We start from the raw sequence: 26,177 nt of genomic DNA on the forward strand, positions 1-26,177 counted from the left end.
CTATGCGCTGCCAACCAATGAAATAAGGTGTGCGATCACTTGGTTTGCGGTGACACCTTCAGCTTGTGCGTGGTAGCTCCGCAGTAGACGGTGGCGTAACACAGGGAATGCCATCGCTTGAACGTCTTGTGGAGTGACGTAATCTCGTCCTGCAAGCCAAGCGTGAGCGCGGGCACAACGGTCTAACGCAATGGTTGCACGCGGGCTGACACCCATGTCTAACCATTGATCAAGTTGGTCACTGTATTGCTTAGGTTGGCGAGTCGCCATTACCAGTCTGATGATGTACTGCTCAATGGTGTCTGCCATGTGAATGTTGAGCACTTCTTGGCGAGCTTCAAAGATCGTTTGCTGAGATATTTCTTGTGGCTGAGTTGATCCGTTGCCTTGAGCCTCACCACGGTTGAGTCGTAAGATCTCAAGCTCGCTTTCCATATCTGGGTATTCAACTTCTAGGTGAAGTAAGAAACGGTCTAACTGAGCTTCCGGCAGCGGATAAGTCCCTTCTTGTTCAATCGGGTTCTGTGTTGCCATGACCAAGAATAGCTCAGGCAGCGCATAGGTTTTTCGACCTGCAGTCACTTGTTTTTCTGCCATCGCTTCCAGCATTGCCGCTTGAACTTTCGCCGGAGCTCGGTTGATCTCATCCGCTAGAATCAGTGAGTTGAAAATCGGGCCTGATTGGAAGGTGAACTCTCCAGTTTCAGGACGAAAAATGTCGGTACCCGTCAAATCAGCAGGCAACAGATCGGGAGTGAATTGAATACGGTGGAAATCTCCTTCAACGCAATCAGCGAGTGATTTGACTGCTCGGGTCTTCGCTAACCCCGGTGGACCTTCAACAAGAATATGACCATCAGCAAGTAGTGCGATCATCAGTTGCTTGACGAGCTCTTGCTGACCAATGATTTGAGACTCTAAATAGTTTTGAAGGACTTCGAAATTTGATTTGTGCATTTTGGACTCTCTGGGTATCCATTTGATTTTTATTTTGAGTATTGGTCACTGATTTCGAGGAAAAAGTTCCAGTACATTTGCGTAATTTATGTTTCCAAAATTGAAAAGATTTACAAGTGTTTAGCCACAACACAGCTAGTCTCAATGAGTTTTACCATAGTCAGACTTAAAAGGCGTGTTTTAGTGTTAACCAGAAGTTGTCGTCTTCATCGGTATTTATCGCCATGCTCGTCTCCTTGGTTATGTTGTGCCCAAGTTGTGTCACGAGTTCAAACAAGCGAATCTTTCGTCCATTTACGCTGTAGGTATATTGAGGTACCAAATTGACGAACCAGTCGTCGGCGACCTGCCAGCGAATGAAAGTATATAAGGTCATGATCGACGTATTTGGAAATAGTGTTTTTTGAGCTTTCTTATCGTCTGTCCAGGTTTCGCCGTATAAAAGGGCTGGGTTGATTCTAAGCTTATCTGATATAGGGACTATCTGGATTGCGCCAACAGAAGCTCGGTTAACGGGAATTGCATTGGCATTGTTGCGCTGCATATCGACAAACAATCCTGTCCCACTTTGTTTATAGATTGAAAAGTGGCGCAAGTGTACGGTTTCAAAATCGTCTTTAAATTGAATGAAGCTGTTGTGACCCAAAGCACTGTCGGGGCTGTTGAATCCAAATTGTGCTATAGCGCCATATCCATTGGTTCCGGTTCGTATCCCCAGAAATGACGTTAGTGCTGTAGGATCGTCAAGGTCTTCGACTTGTTTTGATTTTAAAGTGGGTGATGCTTGTGCCGTCATTATTACGGAAAGAACGGCAAGACATAATATTAGCTTGGGTAGCATGACAACCTCAGAAATTGATGGTATTCGGTCATAGATGGCAGGCGGGGAACCTGCCATTTCATAGTTTTATTAATTGGTTATTCAGATGGAGAGTATTACCCCGAGCAAGGAATCATGAGCTCGAAGTTGTTGGTCGTGGTGTAGAAGGTTCTTGGGTAGTATTCCCCCATCACAGGGGCAATATCTTTATCTTGTTGGATATTTTGTATGGCGTGGCTGAATTCTGGCGCTGCGAGCATGTGACGAATTTGAACAATGGATGCATCTTTATCAATAATACCATCGCCATCATCGGCCATTGGTAACCAGCCTACACCGCACTGGGCAAAGGCATTACGTGGCCTATCGGCCGCGCGACTTACGGCGATGGTGTAATACCCATCTTTGTCCACTGGAATCGCTTCATCGTACAGGCAGTCGTTTACTTTGGTTACAGCGAAGCCTTTATTCGAGCAAACCGACCAATAACGAAGGTCACCTCTGGTCATTATCTTTTCGCCATGGAAAGTTTTTGGCGTCACTGGCGCTTTGGCTCTGAGCACGAATACTGGGCCATGTTTTCGGTTTACGACGGTTCTTATATAGTTGTTATCTAGGTTGGGATAGAAGCCACCGGTACTACGTCGAGCTTCTGGATTTATTTGCCCTGTATAGATGCCTAATAAGCTTTTGCGATCTAACTGAATATGCCATGTAGATGGATTTGTCGCAGGGAAACCCGCGGGTTTGTTGGGTTGTGTAACTAACTCTCGGTATTTCTCGACTGGGATTCCTAGCGCATTCAACTGAGCTTTTAAGGGTTGTGAACTTTGCAGAGAATCGCACGCTTCCTGTCCACGCAGTTCTTTTCCTGAAGCAAGAGTGACCACTGGTTGCGGTAATGCAGTGTTCCCTGTGCCATCAGTGTTTTCATCTCTTGCATAGATACGGTAAATGACCACCTGCTGATTGGCTGAGGACTTCGGCGTATGCAACTCATCCATTTCAACACCATCACGTATTTGGCCTGCGGTGTAATCGGTTTTTGGTTGAGAGTTGAGAATATTGATTTGATAGCTTCTAAGAACGCTGTCACGTTGACTCTGCTCCCTGAAAGGGTTCACGCTGCTTTGGCTAGGTTTGATCATATAATCCGGTAAGGATTGCACTGGCCTTCCACGATCATCATAGCTAATGAACGACATGTAGCGAGAATGTGGGAATTGTCCCTCTAACCTTAGTTTGGCACCATCCGGTACTGTAAAAGCTGCTCCCCAATATTTGACCGCAGCATCGGGGTAGGCAACGTTGATATATGGGTCTGCAGATACGGGGCCATAACGGAAGAAGCATGTTCTTTCGCCGGGGATCCCCCCAAACTTATCGTTGGCTATTGAGATCGTACTCCAACTAGCGCAGGTAATTAAAACTGTTGCTATAGAGCCTTTAATGAGCCAGCGGCTCAATGTGTTTACGCATGGTATTTGCATTCTTGAATCCTCGTTTCACGACCTTGTGGTTTTCCTAGCTTTTCTATTCGATAAATTGCTAATCTGTATTTAACAATTAATTAACAAGCTATCAGGGGTTGGATGAGAACAATGTGTAAAATTTTACATTCTAATTTTGTTCCTACGATGGGCAGTGAAGAGCAGCACTCGATACTTGAGTTGGTTTTAAGAAATGATCCAACACTAAATCAGCTAGACCCGAAAGCTGTTGAGGAAATAGTTAGTGCTGCGAAAATAGAAGTCTATAAGGTACCGACATTACTGAATTCAGCTCATGCTGTTGTAGATACCATGCGTCTTGTCGTTAGGGGGCATATTGAATTGATGAGTTATAGCGAAAGTGGTGATGAGGCATGTATCGCCATGTTAGGCCCTTGCAGTTGGTTGACGTGGATTGGCTGCTTTGACGATCATCCTACTAATCATAACTTCTACTCTTCGTCTGACTGTATAGTCGTGGCCATTCCGGTCAAAAAAATGAGAGTTATCGCTGACCGTTACCCTCAACTTTATAAGATTGCGATTCGAGAAATCAGTTTTCGGTTCCGGCTCTTGATGGAGTGGACGACAGAATCTGTGCTTCTCAAAAATGACTATCGCGTAGCTAAATTACTTCTATTGGTAAGCCGTTTGAATGGGGCTCCTAATGAGTTAAATCCAATCTTGTATACCCAAGACAAACTTGCCCATCTATCTCGATGTACTCGTCAGACACTGAGTCGTTCGCTCCAGTTGCTAGCGAAGGAAGGCATGATTGAAATAGGTTATCGCCGTATTGATATCATCAATCAAGACAAGCTAAATACATTCATTTTGGAAGGGTTAGCTAGGTAAATATCGCGTCACACATAATGAATTTGAATAAAGCTAAATAATCACATTTCCTGATGGATGATTACTCCAAGGTTAAATAATTTGGTTGTTACATCACATTTGCAATTTTTTGAGAGAAAAGTCTCTAGTTTTATTGGTTGTGGCCGATACATCACTCAGATTGTGCATTGCTGTTGGCGTGCACTAAAAAGTCCTGTTCAGGGTATACCGATAACGAGCGATTCTTTTTAAAGGTCCCAATATGTTTAAAACTAACTCTCTGAGTATCAAGCAAAAAGTTGTACTTGGAATTACCTTCGCGGTTCTTGCATCGACAGTGATTGTCGGCGCGATGGCGCAACAGCAAGCAAGAGATGTACTAAGTCATCGATTGATCGATATTGAACTTCCAGGAATGCTAGAGCGAATCAATGGTGAAATTGACCGAGAAGTCTCTCAGCTATTACTAGCGGCGGAGCAAATTGCTTCAAATGAATTTATTTCTGATGCTATTGAATCGACCGATCGCGATCCAGCACTAGAAAATAAACTGGTTAAACAGCTGAACAATGTTCGCAACCAATATAAGTTGAATGATGCATCGGTAGCGAACCGTCAAACTGCATATTACTGGAACCAAAACGGATTCTTGCGTCAGCTAAACCAACAACAAGATGGTTGGTTCTTTGGCTTTACTCAATCTGGTCAGCCAACCATGGTGAGCATGTTCCAAGAAGCTAATGGCGAAGTTAAGATGTTTGCTAACTACCAACAGCCTTCTGGTTTGGCGATGTCAGGTCTATCAAAGTCGATGGATGACATGGTTAACCTGCTAAACGGTTTTAAGATTGAAAATACAGGCTTCGTATTCTTAACCGATAGCCAAGGTGATGTTCAAATTCACCGTGAACGTTCTCGCAGTGATTCTTCACTTCAACAACTTTACGGCCCTCAAGCAAATCAACTACTGAACAAATCGGGTTTCAATCTGATTACCACTGAAAGCCAAGGACAAGAGCTGTTTGTAGCGAGCTTGTATGTGTCTTCAATGGACTGGTTTGTCATTGGTGTAGTTCCGACTGGTGAAGTATTTGCAGAGTTAGATGCGACAGCACAAAAGATGCTGATCATGACTGCGGTTGTGGCGTTAGTCTTTATCCTAATGGGCGTAGTGCTAGCAAATAGCATCACCCAGCCAATTAAGCTGTTGGCTAAGCGCTTCGGTGACCTTGGCGAAGGCGACGGTGATCTTGCACAGCGTATCGAAGTGAAAGGCAACGATGAAATTGCACAGCTTTCAAAGGGCTTCAACGGATTCATTGAAAAGATTCACGAGTCGATGAAAGAGGTGTGTTCGACAAGCCAGGCGCTTCAAGTGGCAGCAGAGAGTGTCTCTAATAAAGCGCATATTACTCACGACAACAGCCAAGAACAGCGTGACCAAACGCTTCAAGTAGTTGCTGCAATTAACCAAATGGGTATGACCATCAGCGAGATTGCATCGAACGCGGCAACCGCAGCAGAAACGGCAACTCAAGCTTCAGGCAATACGGAAGTAGGCCGCTCTGTGGTGAACAAAGCAAAAGACGCGATCAGTCGTTTGGCGCAAGATATTGAAAGCACAGGTCAGGTAGTAGAGCAACTGGCTTCTACAACTCAAGACATCGGTTCTATTCTGGGTGTTATTCGTGATATTTCAGAGCAAACTAACTTACTCGCATTGAATGCAGCGATTGAAGCAGCCCGTGCCGGTGAGCAAGGTCGTGGTTTTGCGGTTGTAGCGGATGAGGTTCGTAACCTAGCAAGTCGTACTGCAGATTCAACGGAAGAAATCCAGAAGATGATCAACCAACTGCAAAGCGATGCTAAAGACGCGGTGACCGCAATGAGTGCGGGTAAAGTGATTACTCTTGAAGGTGTATCAGCGTCGGATGAAGCGGTGGACGTGCTGGGTGGCATTTCAGACCGTATCGTTGATATCACAGACCGTAACACTCAAGTGGCAACGGCAACGGAAGAGCAATCAACCGTAGTTCACACCATCAATCAGAACATTGAAGAGATCAACGCGATCAACGAAGTCACAACGGGCACGGCTGAGCAACTTGCTGAGGCGAGCCAAGAGCTTCGAGACCTTTCGTCTCGTCTAGATAAGATGGTTGGTTCATTTAAGCTTTAATTCTTTCAAGCTATAACACGGCTTAGAAAGGGATATAGACGAAGAGCTGGGGTCATTTCATCGTGAATCCGGCTCTTTTTATTGGTGCGCTAATTTGCCTCTAACTGCCTTTAGCTTGATCTGGTTTCGGGCTTTGCTTTCAATCAACCTAGCATCATAGGGCGGAAATGAGTAAAATCTGATTAGGTTTAATATTTAGGTAAGTATGTATCATGAGCGATTTTGAAAAAGAACTAGAGCAGATGACTCAAGAGATGGGTGATGAGCCTGAGGTGAAACTGCCATCACTTGAAGAGCAAAAAGCAATTGTTGCTGAGTTCAAGCGACTAGAAGCGGAAGGCAAACTGACACCAGAAGTGTTAGAGAAGCATTTTGGCCAGTTCAACAAACAGAATGATACGCCAATTCACTAAGTTGATTTAGGCAGGTCTTTTGTCTGAAAGAAGTGATATTAGCGGTTGGGTTTATAGCCTGACTAACAGATAAAGGTCTAGCGGTTGCTAGGCCTTTTTTATTGCCGCTAGCGAAAGACCTAGTGGCTGACTCATGAACTATTCAATGTAAGTGAAACCGTCTCCAGCGCATAAAAAAAATCCCCCTTACTGAGTAAGAGGGATTCGATATGGGCAAGTTATATCCTAAAAGGCTAAGCGATTAGTCTGTGCCGTACTCTTTGTACAAACGACGACATGCGCGGCCATCGCTGTGGAACAGGTGACAACGGTGCGCTGGAATACCAATCGCCAACTTGTCACCTGATTCGATTTTTAACGTGTCTGGCTGGCGATAGATAACATCAGCATCGGCACTTTCAAGGTTTAGGTAAACCTGAGTTTCGTTACCTAGTTTCTCTACCATCATCACGTCAGCTTCAATCGTCGCGTCACCTGATTCAGCAGACATCAAGTGTTCAGGGCGAATACCCAGCGACATACGATCGCCAGCATTAACCGTCGTCCCGTCAACAGGAATCCAGAAAGTCATACCGTTAGAAAGCTGTACCAATACGCGCTCTGCTTCAGCTTGCTCAATGTGTACCGACATAAAGTTCATCTTCGGTGAACCAATAAAGCCAGCAACGAAACGGTTTTGAGGATAGTGGTAAAGGTCAAGCGGCTTACCGACTTGAGATACATAACCACCATCAAGAACAACGATCTTATCCGCCATTGTCATCGCTTCTACTTGGTCGTGGGTAACGTAGATCATGGTACAACCCAGTTGACGCTGTAGTTTCGTGATTTGCGAACGCATTTGAACACGTAGTGCAGCATCTAGGTTTGATAGAGGCTCATCAAGTAGGAATACGTTTGGTTGAGAAACCAAAGTACGACCAATCGCAACACGTTGACGTTGACCACCAGAAAGCGCTTTAGGTTGACGCTCAAGAAGGTGGCCAAGCTGAAGAATTTCTGCAGCATGTTCAACACGCTTGTCGATTTCAGCTTTATTTGCGTTTGCTAGCTTCAGACCGAAAGACATGTTGTCATATAGGTTAAGGTGAGGGTAAAGCGCGTAAGACTGGAATACCATACCCACACCACGCTTTGACGGTTCAACGTCATTCATGCGTTGGTCGCCAATGTACAAATCACCAGACGTAATGTCTTCTAGACCTGCGATACAACGTAATAGCGTCGATTTACCACAACCTGATGGTCCTACGAATACTACGAATTCACCTTCGTTGATGTCTAAGGTTACGTCCTTAGAAATCTGTACATCACCATATGATTTATAAACGTTTTTTAACGTGACACTCGCCATCTAGCTTGTCCTCGATCGATCAAATTTTAAGTTTTACTGCTTATCATTATAAGAAATTTTTGGGTCAGCAGTAACTGTAGGAATTGGTAAGTATTGAGTGAGTAAGAAAAAAGTGGGTGAGACTTGGCTTCTTTAACCAAGCCCACCCGTCATAGCCAAACTGATGCCCATTTCCCCCACATCCAGCTAAACCTCCCCCGTGATTCAATCACAGATTTAGCTCGATGCTAATATAAGACACCAGCGGGCAGTGAAGCCAACTAAATGAATACTGCGTCAACGCATAACACTTGCCGGTAAAGGGTTCTTACTATCCACTCTTGGATGAATGCAGTTTCGGTGAAATGGCGTAAGGGTACATCCTCCTAATGGAAAATTAACTAGGGGGAGTAGGAGGGGAGGAGTAGATATACGGGGTTATTAATAATTGGCGATCCAGTTCAAATAAATCCACCACATAACGGTGATGTTGATCACGATGACTATGCATTTTGTGATTGCAGTCTCTAATCTGACCGGATGGCGATCACGAATTTAAGCCATAATAGCTAGGGCGTAGTGGCTAGGATGATGAGCTAGGGTCTGTTTTCTCAGATCATAACCTCCGAAAACTGGCTCGTCTTGGTAGATGTGCCCTACGTATAAATATAAAAAGGATATTCACATGAAAAACGCTCTAAGCGCTGTAGCTCTAGGTACAATAGTTGCTCTGGGTTCTTTTGGTGCAAATGCTGCTATCGAAGAAGGACAACTAACAATCTGGGTAGGTGGTGACAAAGCTTATGAAGGCATGGCTGAAGTAGGTAAACGCTTCGAAGAAGATACTGGTGTTAAAGTAACAGTCGCTTTCCCTGACAAGCTAGAAGAGAAATTCCCTCAAGTAGCAGCAGCTGGCGATGGCCCAGACATGATCTTCTACGCACATGACCGTTTTGGCGGCTATGCAGAAGCGGGACTTCTTGTTGATATCAAACCTTCTAAAGAAACTAAAGAAGGTATCGTAGACTTCGCATGGGACGCTGTTTCATACGAAGGTAAAACAATCGCATACCCTGTAGCGGTTGAGTCAGTTTCTCTAATTTATAACAAAGCGCTTGTTCCTAACCCACCTAAGTCTTGGGAAGAGATCCCAGCACTTGATGCTGAACTTAAAAAAGATGGCAAAAAAGCGATCATGTGGCCTCTACGTGGCGGCGCTTACTTCACATGGCCTCTACTTGCAGCTGACGGCGGTTACGCATTCAAACAAACTGCAGAAGGTTACGACATTAAAGATGCGGGCGTAGCGACTGACGGTGTTCAGAAGTCTCTAGGTTTCATCGAGAAGATGGTACAAGACAAAGTTATATCCGCAGACATGGATTACTCAGTTGCTGAGTCTGAATTTGTTGCGGGTAACGTTGCAATGACAATCAACGGCCCTTGGGGTTGGGAAAACATCAAGAAAGCTGGCGTAGATTACGGCGTAACAACTTTACCTAAGTTCAACGGTAAAGCGTCTAAGCCTTTCGTAGGTGTATGGGCAGGTGGTATCAGCACTGCGTCTCCAAACCGCGACCTAGCTGTTGAGTTCATGGAAAACTACCTACTAACTGATGAAGGTATGAAGAGCCTGAACGATGACAAGCCACTAGGCGCTGTTGCTCTTAACTCTTTCCAACGTCAACTAGACAGCGATACTCGTATTGCAGCAACAATGGACAACGCGATGAACGGTGAAATCATGCCTAACATCCCTCAGTTCACAACATTCTGGTACAGCATGGAAGAAGCGATCGGCAACGTAGTTGACGGCCGTCAATCAGTAGACCAAGCACTAAAAGCTGCTGAAGGTCGTATGACTAAGTAACAACCAAGCGCTACCTTTTAAGGAGGGGGCAACCTCTCCTTACTTTTCTATTTTTTATCTATATCGCTAGCAGGTTCCTCTATGCAGTCAGTTCAAGGTACAGATGCTATCCCAGCACCATCAAGCCTTCCAGGCAGTAAAAGCGTCTTCATCAAATGGGGGTTGCTTGGTAGCGTTGGCTTAATAAACGGCTACGCTACAATTCTAATGTATTCTCGCGGTGAGCTCGCTTTTGCGCTGCTTACAGTGATCTTAACGGCTTTGGCACTTTACATTTTTGGTAGTAAAAAAACTTACGCCCACCGTTATATTTACCCAGGTATTGCCGGAATGATCTTGTTCATTCTTTTCCCATTGGCATACACCGTAGGGCTTGCGTTTACTAACTACAGCGCGAAAAACCAGCTTTCTCTAGAGCGTACTCAAACCGTTCTTTTAGACCGTTCTTTCCAAAGCGGTGAGAGCTACCCATTTACTTTGTACAAGACAGATGACGGTCACCAGATCGTCGTAAAAGATGGCGACCAACTGTTAGCGACTGACGTATTTTCTCTAGACAATATGACAGCAACAGAGATGGACCTATCTGTCATCGAGTCTACGCAAGGTGAAAAAGAGAAGATCAAAGCAATCATCCAAAACCGAGCAGCGATCAGTGGTGTTGATTTCAATCTACCGGACGGTGGTGACATCCGCATGAGTGGCTTACGTAAGTTTGCTTCTGTTGCTCCGCTTTACACGCTACAAGACGATGAAGAAACGTTAATCAACAATGAAACGGGTGAAGTTCTCAAGCCAAATATGGATGTGGGTTTCTACCAGCCTGTTGATGCAAACGGTGAGTTTACGGGTAATACCATCTCTCCAGGTTTCGTGGTTAGCATTGGTACGCATAACTTTGAGCGTGTATGGAAAGATGACGGCATTAAAGAACCGTTTATCAGCATCTTTATTTGGACGGTTATCTTCTCGGTATGTACTGTTGCCTTCACGCTAGTTATCGGCCTTGTACTGGCTAACATCGTGCAATGGGAAGAGTTGAAAGGTCGTTCTATTTATCGTGTTCTACTGATTTTGCCTTACGCCGTACCTGCGTTCATCTCGATTCTTATCTTTAAGGGTCTATTCAACCAAAGTTTTGGTGAGATCAACATGGTGCTCGAGAATATCTTCGGCTTAAGCCCGAACTGGTTCTCAGACCCGATTCTTGCGAAAACCATGGTGTTGATGGTTAACACATGGCTCGGTTTCCCTTACATGATGATTCTATGTATGGGTCTGCTTAAAGCGATTCCTGATGATTTATACGAAGCTTCAGCAATCGATGGTGCGAACTTCCTTGATAACTTCAAGCGCATTACGTTCCCATTGATGATTAAACCGCTTACACCGTTATTGATTGCAGCGTTTGCCTTTAACTTCAACAACTTCGTAATGATTCAACTATTGACGAACGGTGGCCCGAACATGATTGGTACTTCTGAGCCAGCGGGTTACACAGACTTGCTTGTAAGCTACACGTACCGAATTGCATTCGAAGGCGGCGGCGGTCAAGACTTCGGTCTAGCAAGTGCTATCGCAACGCTTATCTTCCTATTGGTTGGTGCACTAGCGTTACTAAACCTTCGTTTCACTAAACTGTCTCAAGATTAAGGAGCTCGACAAATGGCTATGGTACAAGGTAAAGGCCTTAAATACCGAGTGTGGGCAACGCATGCAGTGTTGTGGTGCTTCTTGGCAATGATTATCTTCCCACTACTGATGATCATCGCGATCTCGTTCCGTGAAGGTAACTTCGCAACCGGTAGTTTGATTCCAGATAACCCATCATTGGAACACTGGAAGCTAGCTTTGGGTATTTCAGTGACGAACGCAGATGGCTCGGTAACGGCACCTCCGTTCCCAGTACTGACTTGGTTGTGGAACTCGATTAAAGTGGCAGGTGTTACTTCGATTTTAATCGTGGCACTGTCAACGACATCGGCTTACGCATTTGCTCGTATGCGCTTCAAAGGTAAAGAAACTATCCTGAAAGCGATGATGATTTTCCAAATGTTCCCAGCAGTACTGGCTCTAGTAGCAATCTACGCGCTGTTTGACAAACTTGGTCAATACATCCCGTTCTTAGGCTTGAACACACACGGTGGTCTAATCTTCTCTTACCTAGGTGGTATTGCACTGCACGTATGGACGATTAAAGGTTACTTTGAAACGATTGATAACTCTCTGGAAGAGGCTGCAGCCCTTGATGGTGCAACGCCTTGGCAAGCATTCAGACTGGTTCTACTACCGCTGTCTGTGCCAATCCTAGCGGTTGTGTTTATCCTATCTTTCATCGCGACAGTGGGTGAGGTGCCAGTAGCATCTATCCTACTTACAGATGTGAACTCTTATACGCTAGCAGTAGGTATGCAGCAGTACCTATACCCTCAGAACTATCTTTGGGGTGACTTTGCGGCAGCGGCTGTACTATCAGCACTTCCGATTACTATCGTGTTCTTACTTGCTCAACGTTGGTTAGTTGGCGGTTTGACGGCAGGTGGTGTAAAAGGATAAGCTATACCCTATAAGAAAGAAAAAGAGCGACCGTTAGGTCGCTCTATATTGGCATTTTTATTACATCATTTGGTTTGGCCGCCGATCAGTAATAAAAATAACCCTCAGGTTACGCATAGCTGGCTACTAATCAGGTTCCTTACGCTATTAATGATTAGTGGTTTTTGTAACTCTAACCCAGGTATTTACTTGGGTTTTTTTATGCCTACTACTTTTTGTTTTTTGTGTCAGCGTTACTCGTCAACTCTTGTATCCATCACCGTTATTGTGCTGATAAGCGCTTTAATATTAAAAGCTTCGAGTCACTTCTCTTCTACGCTTTTCTTGACTCATTCCTCTTACTTGAAGGCATGAACGAGTCTCACAAATCAGACACTCAGTATAAGGGGCTGTCGATCTATTGATATATTGCTAATAATCCAATGCGTGATACTTCAATGATTTGTATGCAACGATTAGCCAGATTACACAGGAAATGTCTATAACGGCAGGCGACTGTTGATGTATCGCGAGTAATCATCACTGCCGGTTATTAATTTGCTTGGAAGCATGTTTCGATTTAAAGCTAAGAGGGAATCAGATGTTGGGATTAGAATTCTCTACTAGAAGGAGCACAACCAAGATGCTGCAACAGCACATAGATGCTTTCTTGATCGAGTGCCACACGGCGAAATAGATCCGCAAACGTCTGGTCACCGCCAAAACAAGTTTGGATGTAGTGGTTGATTTCATTGCTGTCGTAGCCTTCGACGTACAAAGTTCTAACCCATTGGTACTCAACAGCCTTTAAATTGTTCAGTGTAGATTCGCTAAGAGTGGGGCGTGTGACGCTCAAGAGTGGCTCCGGGAAATTCAAATACATCCATTATGATTGGCGGTATTTAAACAGAGCAAAATGACGACTTTATTACAGTTAAAATAAATCCGAGAGACAGCTTCGATTCATTTCAACCTTTGGCTGGCTATCACGCTTTCATAGGCGTGCCTTGTATAGATACATAGAGCTAAGGGGTTAGATAAGCAAATGCCAAGCAGGTACTTGGCATAGTAATAAGGTTTTGTAGGGTAGAGCGGTTGGTGGGCTTTACTTAAGGTACTTCACGTGCGCTTCCATCTCTTCGCCGATCTGTTTTCGCATGTTCATTAGACGAATAGCTGAATCTCTTAATTCTATGTCTTCTGGCGTTTCTGGCGTCCACTCCGGCACTTTTGTCGGGTTACCATTTTCATCGACAGCGACCATAATAACGATACAGTGAGTCGTTAGTCGGTTATTGAGCTCTTTAGGGTCGCTGGCTTGAACGTCGATAGCTATGTGCATGGAAGATGAGCCTGTATAGATGACCTTCGCACTTACTTCAACAAGGTTCCCTACATGGATTGGGGCAACGAATCGAATACCACCGGCATAAGCGGTAATACAATACTTACCACTCCATCCAGCAGAACAAGCATAAGCCGCTAAATCGACCCATTTCATTACTGCACCACCATGAACTTTACCACCAAAGTTCACATCCCCTGGTTCAGCTAAAAAACGCAGAGTAACGTCTCGTTTACCATCTTGTCGGCTATTGCTACTGCTCATCTATTTTCCTTCATTATTATTGTGCTACATAACATGCTTGTTACTTGCTAATAACAATATACTTAAGATGACATAAATTAAAGCGGATAATCTCACGATTAAGACTATTTTTTCGAACAGGTAATAAGTTGGTGAATATTGGCGTTTAAAGGCGTTGCATCAACAGAGGTGTACTTTATCGAGTAAGTTGCTCGAAAGGTTGATTGTAAAAAAAAACACCTAGCGTAATGCTAGGTGTTTCTAAGCCGTGTGGTACTCATTACGGTACCTTATTTTGTTTTAGCCAACTAACCGCTGTTTATCTGGTTTAGTTAAATGATTCTAGCTTCTTTACCACTAAAGTGGTAGTTAAAAATATTTGTTATTCAGCTCATTTTTACTCTTGGATAAAGTATAGATCCTTCGCGTAGATATTTCCTTTCGGATTATTATTGGGGAAACCTTTTAGTGTATTTCGCACTAATCGAGTGTGATTGTAATGATATAAAGGCATAACTGCTGCTGATTCGTTAAGTATCGACTCTGCGTGCTGGTATAGAGCGAAGCGTTTAGATTGTTCTTCCGTTTTACTTGCTTGCTGTAAGAGCTCATCATAATCGGTGTTACAGTAACCACTCTCATTTGCAGTGTGGTCACAAGTGAAGGCTTCTAGCAATGCAGAAGGTTCTGGGTAGTCACCAAACGCCCATGAGCGCGCAATCTGATAATCACCAGCCCCTTTCGCTGCAATATACGCTTTCCATTCCATGTTCTCTAACTCAACTTTTACGCCAAGTGGTTTCCACATTGATGCAATCGCAATAGCTATTTTCTTGTGGTTCTCACTGGTGTTGTATGTCAGTGTGAATTTAAGTGGGTTGTTCTCGTTATATCCAGCTGCTTCCAGTAGCATTTTGGCTTTTGTTAAACGCTGAGCGCTGTCTAAAGAGTTGAATTCGGATAAAGGCGCTGTGTAATCAGGAATATTATTCGGCGTCACGCTGTAGGCTTCAGGCTCACCTTGACCTGTAACTTTCTCGACCAGAATCTCACGATTGACGGCCATGCTCAGTGCTTGACGAACTCTGACGTCATCAAAGGGCGCTTGGCGCGTATTGAATGAATAAACATATGAGCCCAATAGAGCTTGCGCTTTGATTTGCTCAGGACTTTCTTGGATTAATTTCTGGTAGTACTCAAGCTGAACACGATTGGTCATATCGATCTCACCAGCTTGGTAGCGGATAAGCTCGGCATTTTGAGATGATAAGCCTAAATAGGTCACCTTGTTAATGACTGTCGATGTGTCATCCCAATAATTTGGGTTCCTCTCGACCTCAACGTATTCGTTGGGTACCCATTTACTCAAAGTGTAAGCACCGTTGGTTGCGATATTTTCTGCGCGAGTCCATTGGTCACCTTTCTCTTGAACCAACTTAGCAGGCAAAGGGAAGAAGGTCTTGATGCTCATTAAACTCATAAAGTAGGGCGTAGGTTTTGAAAGTGAAATTTCAACCGTGCGCTGATCTAATGCTTTGATGCCAAGCTCAGAGGGATCTTTGTCTCCTGATAGAATCTCGCTAGCGTTCACGATGTTAGCCGTTGAAAAAACAAAACCCGTGTTGTTACCCGTTTGAGGAGACACAGCGCGCTGCCAACCAAAGACAAAATCAGACGCTGTGACTGGATCGCCATTCGACCAATTGAGATTCTCTTTCAACACAAACGTCACGGTTTTGTCGTCTTTGCTGATAGACCATTCTTTGGCTTGCCCTGGGATGATTTGCCCGTCACTGTTCTCAATCACAAAGCCTTCAAACATATCATTGACGATAATGTCACCGGGCATGCCTGAATTTACGAAGCTAGGATCCAGTGTATTGGGCTCTGCACCGTTGCCACGTACAAAATGTTGTTCCTCAGCTAACGGTGTATCAGCAGGAACAGTGGCAGCAAAGCTTGAAGCAGATGACAAAGCAAGCAGGGACGAGATGATCACAGGGATCGTTGGTTGAGTCATTGTAATTCCTTTTACAACTTAAACGGTACTCAATGCATTAAACCTGACTCGCTAACATGTTGCAACCACAATGAACGCTTATTAAAAGCATTTTAAAGACTTGTAAATAAAACAACAGTGCCTACTTTAGGAGTAGGCACTGTGAAAATAGTGAGTTTGAGTATTTGCCCTAATATGAGCGTTGTCCCATTCGTTTAGCTTTGCTGAGGGAGAGGAGCCTCGAGCCTTGGTTTTCTTTTGATTTGAGCAAGGATGACGCCTGAAATTACCATCACACCACCAATGATGTGGAACTGGTTAATCTCTTCGCCAAGCCATGTCGCAGCTAATACGATCGCAACAACCGGAAGCAGGTTCATGAACATCGCGCTTGAGTCAGCACCAATGGTGTCAATTGCTTTCACCCACATCCAAGGTGCTAAAATCGAAGCGGCAACCGCGGCGTAAGCAATCAATGGGAGCGCTTGTTGCGGTGGTAAAAGTTGTTCGCTGGTAAGCCAAAGTGGCGTAAGCATTGCGACAGCAAACAGACCCTGGATGTAAATCACCACCCAGCTACTGATTGGCATTTTCCAGCGTTTCAAGAGCACACAGTAAGAAGCATAAACAAAGGCCGCAATCAGCATATAGCCATCGCCTTGAGTCAATTCTTGATGGATGAAGAACAAAGGATCGCCTTTACCTAACATCAGAGCTAAGCCTGACAGTGACAACACACCACCCACGATACTCAAACTAGAAATGGACTTATGTAACAAAGGAACGCTTAGAAACACACTGATCAACGGGACTAAAGACGTGATCAATGCCATGTTGGAAGCGGTTGTGGTTAAGCCTGCGTAGTAACCTAGAGATTGGTTCAACACCATGCCCAAAAAGCCGAGGAACGCTAATTTCGATAGGTTTGGCTTAATGACAGCCCACTGCTTCATCACCGGGCGAATACAGAAAGGCGTGAGAATTAACATCGCAAAAAACCAGCGGTAAAAACTCATCGCGCTAGGCTCTATGGTGCTTGCAGCAAGCTTGTTGACGATTGCATTGGCGCCCCAGATACAGACTGTAAAAAATGGTAAGAGATAATGCATGTGAATTCCGTCGCAAATGAGTTGATGCGGCTAGTTTGACAGGTCGTTATACTTACAAGTATCTTTAGAAAGACATCAGGCGCGATAGGAAGACAAGTTTGAAAAAACAGTCCAGAAACCTTCACCCATCCTTATCAATTGATAAGGCACCATCCAACGTATTTATGAATTTTGAAGCGTTTCTTTCGAACACTGAAACCCGAGTTCATAGCCACTCATGGGGACAGGTTCAATTGATCAGTGGCGGTATATTAGAGATGGAAGCGGAAAACACCCGATTTCTAGCACCACCGCATTTGGCGATTTGGGTGCCGGCCGGGGTGATGCATTGCAGTTATAACCGTAAGCCTCTGGACTACTGCTCGCTAAATATCGCGCCAGAACTCACGCAACACCTGCCAGAAAAAACCAGTCTTATAAAGATCACGCCGATTGTGTCTTCTATCATCGATGACTTTCGCGAGCGTGGAATAAATGTTGCGGAAACAGAACAAGATCAAAGGCTTGTCCAGGTACTGCTTGACCAGCTTGCGCAGCGTGAGGTTGAGCATCACTTCTTGCCTTCAACCGACAATAAGTACCTAGCGCCTATATTGGCATCTGTTGAAGAAAACCCAACAGACGAAGTGACGCTGAAAGATTGGGCTGAGCGTGTCCACACCACAGAAAGAACCCTTTCTCGCCATTGCCAGACAGAGCTTGGAATGAGTTTTACAGAGTGGCGATTACGCGTCCGCTATCTGTACTCGATGGACTTGTTAAGAAACGGGCAATCGGTCAAAGAGGTCGCTCTTACATTGGGCTATAACCAAGCAAGCCCATTTATCACCATGTTCAAACGTTACGCGAACCAAACGCCAGAACAGTATAAGAACCGTTTGTTGTAGTTCGTTCTATGTACTTAAACTTTACAACATGCCCAATCAAGTCCTGGAACTCTGTTTGGGCATATCTGAGATTTTGCCGATGAATTCAAGATGTATCGTAGATAAAATGTTTGAATTTCAATCGGTACGCGGCTGTTTCGGATAGCGAAGTTGTAGAACCACCACTGGCCTCCCTCCTAGTTTCCTAATTTTGTTCCATTGGACTACTTAACTACTTAACCACTCAGAAAACCTCTAAAGCTCCAGAGAGATTCTTTATTCTTGGACGTAGTTAAACAGCATATCCTGCCTCTCCCTATATTCTTTGAACGCTTTTCATCTTATTTTTCAGTTAATACTGACTACACCTTCACCATTTATGGCTGACTTTTCCTCTTTTTAGACCACTGACAACTTTGGATCCGAAAGCTAAGATACGTCAGATATGCCTCTGGGTAATATTTGATGTTCATTAGTTCATTTCCGAATTTAAATTTAATTATTTAATATTCTTTTATCGAAACGAGGTTGTTTAGGAATAACAACCTCGCTTCGGGGTTAATTAAAAAATTATGATGCAGTTAAATTAATAATTGCAATTGCAAAGGAGAGCATAATAAATAAGAGAGAACAGTATGAAATTATTAAATAAAAACAAATCAAATTTGACGTTAGCACTTGCTTCTATTTTATCCTTATCATTCACCTCAGTTTTTGCGGATGAATATCAGGACATGTCTGACCCTATGGCTGTCTATTCTCAAGCAGGATTAGGTTTTACAAATAAAGGTGTTAATTTTAAGTTTGGCCAAGCCTATGACACAAGAAATGATGAAACAATGGCTATGCATGTTCTAGAGGTAAAAGGCTTTGCTGCCGAAAGTTTAAGCCTAAAAGGTGATGACAGTTTTGACTCGTTGCGCTATCGCCACTTCAACGTAAACATAGAGAGTGGATTGGGCTCTCAACTTGATTTGAACTGGGACTTCGATAACAAAGTAGGTTCTACTTCTTACTCTTTTATTCAAGCATTACCAAGCATAGGGCCAGTGCAATTGTATCCTCTTGCCGGTGTGGGACTGTCAGTTGCAGATGTGCATTCACACTTGATCAAACCAGGCGCCGACTATGAAGGCTCTATTGGCTACACCATTCCATCTAGTTTTGCGGTGATCGGTTCGTATTCCAAGATCGACGTCACGGACAATATTTGGCTCAACTATAACCCCATGTATACAACTCAACTTGGTGGTGTAGAGCTCGCGAGCGATTTTTATGGTTGGCAGCATGAAGTGGCTGCAAGTTACCAAATAGATAGCCAGAGTAATATACGAGCATTCTGGAATTTTGGTGAAGTTATCACTGGTACCGATTTTAGAATCGAATATAACCATCAATTTTAAATTTAGAAAAAACCACAGTAAATAAATCAACCCAACAATATCAATTAAATTATTTTAACTATTAATTTAAAAATAGGATTATTATGAAAAACACAGCAATATCATTGTTGATTGCATCTATTTCTCTTGGAAATGTAGTTAATGCAGAAGAAATTGTACCAACGGATGCTGAATTAACAGGGCAACGAGTGTATCACCACATGGAAAACATGATTGGTTTCATGGAGAAAAATGGACTAAATCAATTTGAATTTCCTGGCTTAGCCGATCATACCTGGGACGTTATCACGCCTGCACTGGACCACATTTACGCTAAAGCGATGCTTGACGTATCCAATGGCCCTATTGAAGTGAAGGTACCAGCTCGTGAATCTAGTCGATATGCTTCATTCCATTTACTGGACGCTGAGCATTTCGCGGCTTATCACGAAGTGACTCCTGATGAAGGTGGAACCTACCTTATTGTTCGTTCTGGTTCAGATTATGACACGCCAGAGGGGAACTATATCGACACCATCGAGGTCAACGATGACCTGATTTTTGCTTTTATTCGAGTGCAAACATTCGAGTATCGTGACAACGGAGGGGCTGATGAGTGGCGTAAGCAACTTGTTATCGACAATCACTCAGCTGTTTCAAATGTTGTATTGCCTGATCGTGCCAATGTTCGAGAGGTCCTCCGCTTTGCAGACCAAATTACCGATGGCTGGGTTCAGACTCACGACAACATGCAAACCATTATCGCAGATGAAAACTTCGACCAAGAAAGGCTAACTGAGGTTAGGAGTTACGTGCATAACTTAGCCTCGTCCGGGCTAGTGGTGAACAATTTGTCTGGCTTTGAACACCCTGGTCATCTTGATGATCTTGCCGATGAAAGAAGACGTTCAGTATTAACGCATTTAGGGCATCTCGGCTTTCCTGCAGAGCATGCATATTATGAGTTGATCCCGATGACGCCTGAAGGCGAAAAGTTGAACGGAGCTGAAGATTTTGTCTTGACTATGCCTCATGACCAAGCCGTTGGACAATTCTGGTCTGTCACGCGTTACTCGGATGAGACCCGTTTGCCTCTCGATCCTGCAACGATTGGTGGGTCACAGCGACAAGTATGGGCTGGAGGAAACACGTCACCTGACGCTGATGGCAATATCACCATTACATTCTCAAGCCATAATCCAGAGAACGAAACCTACTGGATGCCAGTAGTGGATGGCGAAGACTACTACTTTGTCGTTCGTTACTACCTACCTCAGGAAGGCTTAGCAGGTAGTACCGTGCAAAGTTTGATTTATCAGGGCTCACCTTTGGAAAGTCTAATGGTTCCGAAAGCTTCGTTTAACTATGGAAATTAATGTTTATCGGGTAGCTAAGGACAGTGCCTTATTCCCATGAGCTACCGATACGAATTTAATTGACCTAATTAGCATGCGAAAAGATTTGATCGATTTCTTTGTGCAACCATGTCACTAAGGGCGTTCTAGAGAGTTTCGATGGGATGAAAGCACCAATATCACTACTTGGTGTATCTTCTTTGTTCGGGGATATAAACCTCGTCCCTTTTGGGAGTTCGGTGTCAAAGATATCGATGCAAGGCATTAGTGCGTTGGATTGAGATACAACGTGCAAACAGATACTTAACTGGTCTGCTCGAAGTGCCACGTTTGGTGTGACTCCCGATTCGCGTAACTTTGTTTCAATTAGATTCTCTTTTTTATTGAAATCTGGAAGTTGGAGAAGAGCGAGAGGGTATTGCCCTACATCGTGAGCAGTACGCAGGGTGTTGATGATTGGGTGTCCTTCTCTGCAGACAAGCTTGAAGGTACATCGCGCCACTTTCTTCTGAATTATTTGTTTAGAAATATCGAGCGGAAGATAGTTAATACCGATGTGCACTCTTGCCATGGCCAGGTTATGCTCGGTATCTTGACCCCAATTGATGATTTTCAATGTTGCATTTGGCATTGAGGCGCTAAGGTGTGTATACAATTTTCGGGAGATAGGGCGATACATTGAAGTATTGATGGCTATACAAATATCACCAGTGTACTCGCTAGGTTTGAAATTTTGGTTTCGAGAAAAAACATCTTCCAGTAACTCGAATAGCGCCGGTAATTTATCTAGAAGCTCTAAACAATAAGGCGTTGGTTCTAACCCGTATTGTCGGCGGATGAATAATTCGTCACCAATATCTTCACGAAGTTTTTTGAGCTGTTTGCTAACCGCAGGTTGCGACAAAAACATTCGTTCCGCAGTACGTTTAGTATTGCGTTCTTCTCCAAGGATTTTGAGAAGTTTAATAGAGTTAAAATCCAGTTTCCTTAACAGACCGTCATCCATAAGCGTAGCTACTATATTTTGTTGATTTTTATACAATAGTACATGGGTGAGTCTGTTCCCGCCAGATGAAGGAATAGGATGTGTGAATTATCGTGGAATCGCCAATCTATTTTTTGTTGTTATCTGGAACATAACTCAAACATCATACGATCAATTTAACAAGCGAGGCACCTAGGGTTCTTTACTAGTCTCTAACAGCCCATATATTTTACTCTGTTGTTCGGTGACATCCTCATAGTGTTGGTTCAATAGAGCGCTGTTGCTGCCGACCTTGAACAGTATGTACGTTTCTCCGTCGACCTCGAACCAATTGAACGTTCCATGCTGGTTATACGTGGTCATTGTTTTGTTTATCTTCATGAGATATACACCAGCAGTGCAAGACATGCAGACGTACATAAGCCAAAGAAAGAAAAGAAAAACCACGAGCCTAATACCGTTTTTTCTTTTCTTACCTTTTCATTGCTTTTTTGCCAACCAAGTTCACGAACCTGAGCCTTTGTAAGGTTGAAGTCGAGTTTCTCTATGTATCTGTTGAGTTCGTCATTATGTACTGAGCTAATCATGTTCTATCTCCCCTAACCATTTGATTGGTATTTTAGGGGAACTCAGCGTTTGGTTAAATTAGATATTTTTCAACAGGCGTTAAGGTAAGTCGAACGTTGCAAATACCAAAGCGCCTTCGCTGTGGAGGCTTTGGTTGAAAGTGGTTTAGTCGATGGTTATCGCTTTGTATTTGTTGTCAGTAATGCTCGCTCTAATACCCCGTCAACTCCATATAGCCAGACCCAGAATGAGAACCTTTAATCACGATTGGCCCCTCCCAATAAGGAACCGACAGCGGCATTTTGGCATTTGGATTGAGTGCCGAGACGGTCAGTTCGATTTGTTGGTTTGGAATTGAAATTTGCCATTCTGTTGGGTAGTCACGTCCATCGATTTCCGTTTGCTTGATGGCGGTTAAGCTGATGTCTTGCTGCTTAATCGTGATGCCAGAACCACCTTGCAGCATCAATCTTGCGTGAGCATAACTGGCTTCGCCTGTTGTTGAGTTTCGAAGTTGAAATACCACCAAACTGGTTTCATCACCTAGCCTTAGCGCAAACCAATCCCAACCTTGTTGCGAGTCGAGTAAAAATTGCGAGCTCCACTCTCTGTCTATCCAACCTGTACCGGAAACCTGATGGGTGACGCCATCAATGGTTACCTCGCCTGATACATTAATGAATGGTTGGCTGTAGTAGTAGGAAGCCACTTTGCCATCGCTACTTTTAATGCTGTAGCCTTGTTCGCCTTGCTTTTGATATGGCGCGTTGTTGGTTAACTTAAGCGAATATCCAAATTGATCCGAGTTAGCGACCAATGTAGCTGGGAACAGGTCATCGGTCGTCGACGTCCATTGCCAATCATCAAGATAGACACGAAATGGTGAAGCGCTTACTCCAGCCAGTTCTGCTTGGTCACGTGACCATTTTTCATCGGCATAATGTTTGTCTTTAGTGGTGACAGCGCTGTGCGCCATGTAGATTTGCTGACTTTGCCACGCGGTTTGCTTAGGCTGCTTGGCTTGATTGTCGTTTTCTTGTGGGGCAGAGGCGAAGCGAAACTGTGTCCATTGCACGCCTAACGTATTGCCTTCTTCATCAATCAAGTTTGCGGTTAAATACCACCATTCATGACGAAAATCAGGGTGTGCTTGATGGTCGGCAGGGAAGGTGATGTCGATACCTTTTACTACCGGGGTGAATTGCTCAGTCTCTTTTTGTACTTCATTCTCGGTTTGTGTTCCAGTGCCGAGTATCGAACCCATATTTTGAGCTGATGGTTGAGTGGACTCGTCGCACCCTAAAAGGAGCAAGATGCCAAGTGTGAGAACGAAAATTCTCATTGTTCGATTCATCACAACACCTCGCTTTGTAAACTGGATACCACGGGTTTACTGACCAAACGCCACAGTGGAATCAAGGTCGCAATCACCGCCACTAAAATGGTGATGGTTGCGATGCTGAGTGCGTCACTCCAATTCCACACATAATTTAAACTCCAACCAAAGGCGCGCAGGGTAACGATGTCCGTCAACACATAACCGACCATAGCGCCGAGTGGTAAGGCGATAACCAGAGTGAAGGCGACCAGAACAACGATTTGCCCGACCACCATCGCCATCAATTTTTTCTGACTAACACCGAGCGCATACAGCCTTGCAATGGCGGCTTTGCGTGCATCGAGCAACATGAAACAGGCGCAGAACAACCCTATCACCGCCACCATTAAAGTGACGCCATTAAGCGCCCGAGTGATGGCAAAAGTTTGTGAGAATATATCTAAAGCGATCGATTTGATCTGCGCTTGATCGTAAAGCTGGCTAGGGTGCAAATTGAGTTGTTGGCGTAGCTGTTCGTACACCACTTGTGGGTCGCCAGAGACTTTGATTCCCAAGCTGGTGGGTAAGTCAGTAAACCCGCTTTCGAGCCATAAATTAGGTGCAAGCAACACTTCGCCATTCGGTGAGCCGTAATCATGGAAAATCGCCCCGACGATGAGTGTTTTGTCTTGGATCGCGTCGAGCTTGAGTCGGCTTCCAAGGGACAAGCCGAGCTTCACTGCCGTAGGTTCGCTGATCGCCACGAATTCGCCTTGGTAAAAGCGCGTCCAGAAATCATCAAGGTGGGATTGGAATACCATGGTTTGCTCAAGTGTGTCTTTGTCTTTGGTGCCGAGCAAAGTAGGTAAGCCCTGCAAGTTATCGTCGACATAATATTGCTTATAAACGGTTTCAACATTTTCAAACTGCTCTAACGCACGTTCCATATTCGCGATTTCACCTTGGGCAGGGCTAACGTAAATGTCTGCGTGTAAGCGCTGTTCAAGCCATTGTTTTAACGTGGATTCAAAGCTGCCGACTAAGGTATTCATTCCCACATTTGCGGTGACGGCGAGAAGCAACGCCATCATGGCAAGGGAGAGAGGGGAGATAAGTTCACGCAGCTCAGCGAACAGATATTGTATTAACCCCGATTGGGTGCGTTTTTCGCTCCAGTTCGCTAGCACGCTGAGTGTTTTGGGCAAATACAAAGGAATCGACACCACTAACACACCGAGCCATGCCATGGTGAAGCGATGATGTTCGCTTAGCCATAACCCTGCTAACGCGACAATGGTTAATACTGCCCCGATAACAAACAGCGGATTTTCGTTAGACGTTTCCGGCGCTTGATAGAAACCGCCATGGGAAGAGAGGGGTTGTCGCACTCGCTGTTTAAAGTGCTGCCAACACGCGACAAGCGTTGCGGCCAGCGTGAGTAGCAGTGCCTGCACTAACCATTGCCACTGCCATGTGCCGGGAAGCAGTGTTGCACCATAAAGTTGCTCAAGCGTTATTGCGACGGTGGGATGTAGCCAATGGCTGAGTTGAATGCCGAGAATGAAACCAAGCGACGCGCCCAGTGTGGCTAAAACAGTCAGCTCGACTAACAGAGCTGAAAATACGATGCTTGGCGCAATCCCAGCTTGTTGAATTTGTACCAACAGCCGATTACGTTTCAGCAAGCTGTACTTCACACCGTTGTAAGCGATGAACAGGCCAACTAAAAACGCCAACAAACTCATGGCGGTGAGATTGAGGTGAAAGCTATCGGTAATTGAACCGAGATCCGTGCTTTGGTTGTTGGATATCCATTGTCCTTGCTCACCAATAAGGCTTTGCCATTTATCCTGAGCATTGCTGTTAGTGTCGCTCTTAGTGTCAAAAATAGCGATGTAGCTCAGTTGCCCTTGCTTGTTAAGCAGTTGCTGAGCGAACCCAATATCCATCAACATTCGGCTGCCTAGCTGCCATTCATCTGGTAGCACTACCACTTGAGTGAGCACTTCATCCAAAGTGAGTGCGTCTACTTCTCCCAAGTTCTGGTGTTGTGATTGGCTCATCATCACAATGGGTTCACCCGCTAAGAGTTTCGGCAAAGGTAAGGAATTGTCGAACAGGGAAATGTTTGGTTCTTTGGTTTGAGCGTTGCTTTGTTCTTCGACGCGAGAGTGGCGAGATCTTGAAGTGAGAGCGGCGATCAGCTCACTGCCTTGAACTGACCAGCGTCGACCTTGCTCGTCTCTTACTCGCCCTTCTATAACTGGTAGCGCTGCGCTTAATCCACTTTGTCTTAAGCTGAAGTAGAGCGATTCCGGCAAATAGTTTTGCCCTGCTGGTGGAATGATAAGGTTCTGCGCTTGAGCGCTAAGTTGCTCGGTCGATTCTGCATAACTGCGCTTGGCATTGAGGTTGATGGCTTGCACTGCGACAAACAAGGTGACCGCTAACACAATGCCGATCAGAATCGCTGCGGCTTGCAGTGGTGACTGACGATAGTGTGCTGCGAATAGATTCAGAGTCAGTTTGGTATGGGTGAGCTGGTTCTGAGCGAAGCCAGTTTGCTTCATTGGATTA

Annotated in this window: 21 protein-coding genes; 9 read left to right on the plus strand and 12 right to left on the minus strand. The window is 44.5% G+C overall.

The genetic code is table 11. From position 1 onward, the window contains the following. The 3 genes from ATB74_RS02735 to ATB74_RS02745 all read right to left on the minus strand — a co-directional run bounded on the left by ATB74_RS02735 (position 1) and on the right by ATB74_RS02745 (position 3,267). Positions 1-957 carry an AAA family ATPase gene (locus tag ATB74_RS02735; protein WP_061016377.1) on the minus strand — a complete coding sequence of 319 codons (957 nt, stop codon included), beginning with the start codon at positions 955-957 and terminating at the stop codon, positions 1-3. Between the two features lie 166 nt (positions 958-1,123). Continuing rightward, on the minus strand, positions 1,124-1,798 hold the full coding sequence (locus ATB74_RS02740) for a hypothetical protein (protein WP_061016379.1): 675 nt from the start codon (positions 1,796-1,798) through the stop codon (positions 1,124-1,126). 95 nt (positions 1,799-1,893) lie between these two features. Then, on the minus strand, positions 1,894-3,267 hold the full coding sequence (locus ATB74_RS02745; protein WP_061016381.1) for a hypothetical protein: 1,374 nt from the start codon (positions 3,265-3,267) through the stop codon (positions 1,894-1,896). Between the two features lie 111 nt (positions 3,268-3,378). Here ATB74_RS02745 and ATB74_RS23620 point away from each other — a divergent pair, with 111 nt between their 5' ends. The 3 genes from ATB74_RS23620 to ATB74_RS02760 all read left to right on the plus strand — a co-directional run bounded on the left by ATB74_RS23620 (position 3,379) and on the right by ATB74_RS02760 (position 6,693). Beyond that, complete coding sequence (locus tag ATB74_RS23620) at positions 3,379-4,122, plus strand: Crp/Fnr family transcriptional regulator (protein WP_081090048.1); 744 nt, start codon at positions 3,379-3,381, stop codon at positions 4,120-4,122. A 241-nt stretch (positions 4,123-4,363) separates the two neighbouring features. After that, positions 4,364-6,280 carry a methyl-accepting chemotaxis protein gene (locus ATB74_RS02755; RefSeq protein WP_061016383.1) on the plus strand — a complete coding sequence of 639 codons (1,917 nt, stop codon included), beginning with the start codon at positions 4,364-4,366 and terminating at the stop codon, positions 6,278-6,280. Between the two features lie 212 nt (positions 6,281-6,492). Continuing rightward, a complete protein-coding gene (locus ATB74_RS02760) occupies positions 6,493-6,693 on the plus strand; it encodes a hypothetical protein (protein ID WP_010431457.1) in 201 nt (66 codons plus the stop codon). 241 nt (positions 6,694-6,934) lie between these two features. Here ATB74_RS02760 and malK read toward each other — a convergent pair whose 3' ends face one another. Further along, the gene (gene malK, locus ATB74_RS02765; RefSeq protein WP_017060047.1) at positions 6,935-8,047 is read right to left on the minus strand and encodes a maltose/maltodextrin ABC transporter ATP-binding protein MalK; all 1,113 of its coding nucleotides are present in this window, start codon (positions 8,045-8,047) and stop codon (positions 6,935-6,937) included. A 664-nt stretch (positions 8,048-8,711) separates the two neighbouring features. Here malK and malE point away from each other — a divergent pair. The 3 genes from malE to malG all read left to right on the plus strand — a co-directional run bounded on the left by malE (position 8,712) and on the right by malG (position 12,452). Next, positions 8,712-9,896 carry a maltose/maltodextrin ABC transporter substrate-binding protein MalE gene (gene malE, locus ATB74_RS02770; RefSeq protein WP_048661042.1) on the plus strand — a complete coding sequence of 395 codons (1,185 nt, stop codon included), beginning with the start codon at positions 8,712-8,714 and terminating at the stop codon, positions 9,894-9,896. Positions 9,897-9,977: 81 nt separating this feature from the next. Beyond that, entirely contained in the window at positions 9,978-11,549 is a 1,572-nt protein-coding gene (gene malF / locus ATB74_RS02775; RefSeq protein WP_060980587.1) for a maltose ABC transporter permease MalF, read from the plus strand. Positions 11,550-11,561: 12 nt separating this feature from the next. Beyond that, the gene (malG, locus tag ATB74_RS02780) at positions 11,562-12,452 is read left to right on the plus strand and encodes a maltose ABC transporter permease MalG (protein ID WP_048609790.1); all 891 of its coding nucleotides are present in this window, start codon (positions 11,562-11,564) and stop codon (positions 12,450-12,452) included. 589 nt (positions 12,453-13,041) lie between these two features. Here the strand turns inward: malG and ATB74_RS02785 are convergent. From ATB74_RS02785 to ATB74_RS02800, 4 genes are all read right to left on the minus strand, one after another. Continuing rightward, complete coding sequence (locus ATB74_RS02785; protein WP_060980586.1) at positions 13,042-13,314, minus strand: hypothetical protein; 273 nt, start codon at positions 13,312-13,314, stop codon at positions 13,042-13,044. 222 nt (positions 13,315-13,536) lie between these two features. Beyond that, the gene (locus ATB74_RS02790; protein WP_060980585.1) at positions 13,537-14,040 is read right to left on the minus strand and encodes an acyl-CoA thioesterase; all 504 of its coding nucleotides are present in this window, start codon (positions 14,038-14,040) and stop codon (positions 13,537-13,539) included. 376 nt (positions 14,041-14,416) lie between these two features. Further along, positions 14,417-16,039, minus strand: coding sequence for a peptide ABC transporter substrate-binding protein (locus tag ATB74_RS02795; protein WP_061016385.1), 1,623 nt, complete (start codon positions 16,037-16,039; stop codon positions 14,417-14,419). A 194-nt stretch (positions 16,040-16,233) separates the two neighbouring features. After that, a complete protein-coding gene (locus ATB74_RS02800; RefSeq protein ID WP_061016387.1) occupies positions 16,234-17,127 on the minus strand; it encodes a DMT family transporter in 894 nt (297 codons plus the stop codon). A 98-nt stretch (positions 17,128-17,225) separates the two neighbouring features. Between ATB74_RS02800 and ATB74_RS02805 the strand changes: the two genes are divergently transcribed. The 3 genes from ATB74_RS02805 to ATB74_RS02815 all read left to right on the plus strand — a co-directional run bounded on the left by ATB74_RS02805 (position 17,226) and on the right by ATB74_RS02815 (position 20,751). Further along, positions 17,226-18,014: an AraC family transcriptional regulator gene (locus tag ATB74_RS02805; protein ID WP_061016389.1), complete on the plus strand. Its 789-nt coding sequence runs from the start codon at positions 17,226-17,228 to the stop codon at positions 18,012-18,014. 614 nt (positions 18,015-18,628) lie between these two features. Next, positions 18,629-19,396, plus strand: a complete 768-nt coding sequence (locus ATB74_RS02810) for a hypothetical protein (RefSeq protein ID WP_060980582.1) — start codon at positions 18,629-18,631, stop codon at positions 19,394-19,396. 83 nt (positions 19,397-19,479) lie between these two features. Further along, positions 19,480-20,751 (plus strand): DUF1254 domain-containing protein, encoded by a 1,272-nt coding sequence (locus ATB74_RS02815; RefSeq protein ID WP_061016391.1) that lies wholly within the window; start codon positions 19,480-19,482, stop codon positions 20,749-20,751. Between the two features lie 64 nt (positions 20,752-20,815). On the opposite strand, the gene ATB74_RS02820 is transcribed toward ATB74_RS02815, so the two are convergent. The 4 genes from ATB74_RS02820 to ATB74_RS02840 form a co-directional block, all read right to left on the minus strand. Continuing rightward, positions 20,816-21,736 carry a LysR family transcriptional regulator gene (locus ATB74_RS02820; protein WP_061016392.1) on the minus strand — a complete coding sequence of 307 codons (921 nt, stop codon included), beginning with the start codon at positions 21,734-21,736 and terminating at the stop codon, positions 20,816-20,818. 356 nt (positions 21,737-22,092) lie between these two features. Next, positions 22,093-22,302 (minus strand): hypothetical protein, encoded by a 210-nt coding sequence (locus ATB74_RS02830; RefSeq protein ID WP_061016397.1) that lies wholly within the window; start codon positions 22,300-22,302, stop codon positions 22,093-22,095. A gap of 191 nt (positions 22,303-22,493) precedes the next feature. Then, positions 22,494-23,624 carry a lipocalin-like domain-containing protein gene (locus tag ATB74_RS02835; protein WP_432215311.1) on the minus strand — a complete coding sequence of 377 codons (1,131 nt, stop codon included), beginning with the start codon at positions 23,622-23,624 and terminating at the stop codon, positions 22,494-22,496. A gap of 11 nt (positions 23,625-23,635) precedes the next feature. Further along, the gene (locus ATB74_RS02840) at positions 23,636-26,170 is read right to left on the minus strand and encodes an ABC transporter permease (RefSeq protein ID WP_061017707.1); all 2,535 of its coding nucleotides are present in this window, start codon (positions 26,168-26,170) and stop codon (positions 23,636-23,638) included. Positions 26,171-26,177 lie beyond the last annotated feature (7 nt).

The sequence above is a fragment of the Vibrio splendidus genome, from assembly GCF_001557875.1.
Taxonomy (GTDB): Bacteria; Pseudomonadota; Gammaproteobacteria; order Enterobacterales; family Vibrionaceae; genus Vibrio; species Vibrio splendidus_F.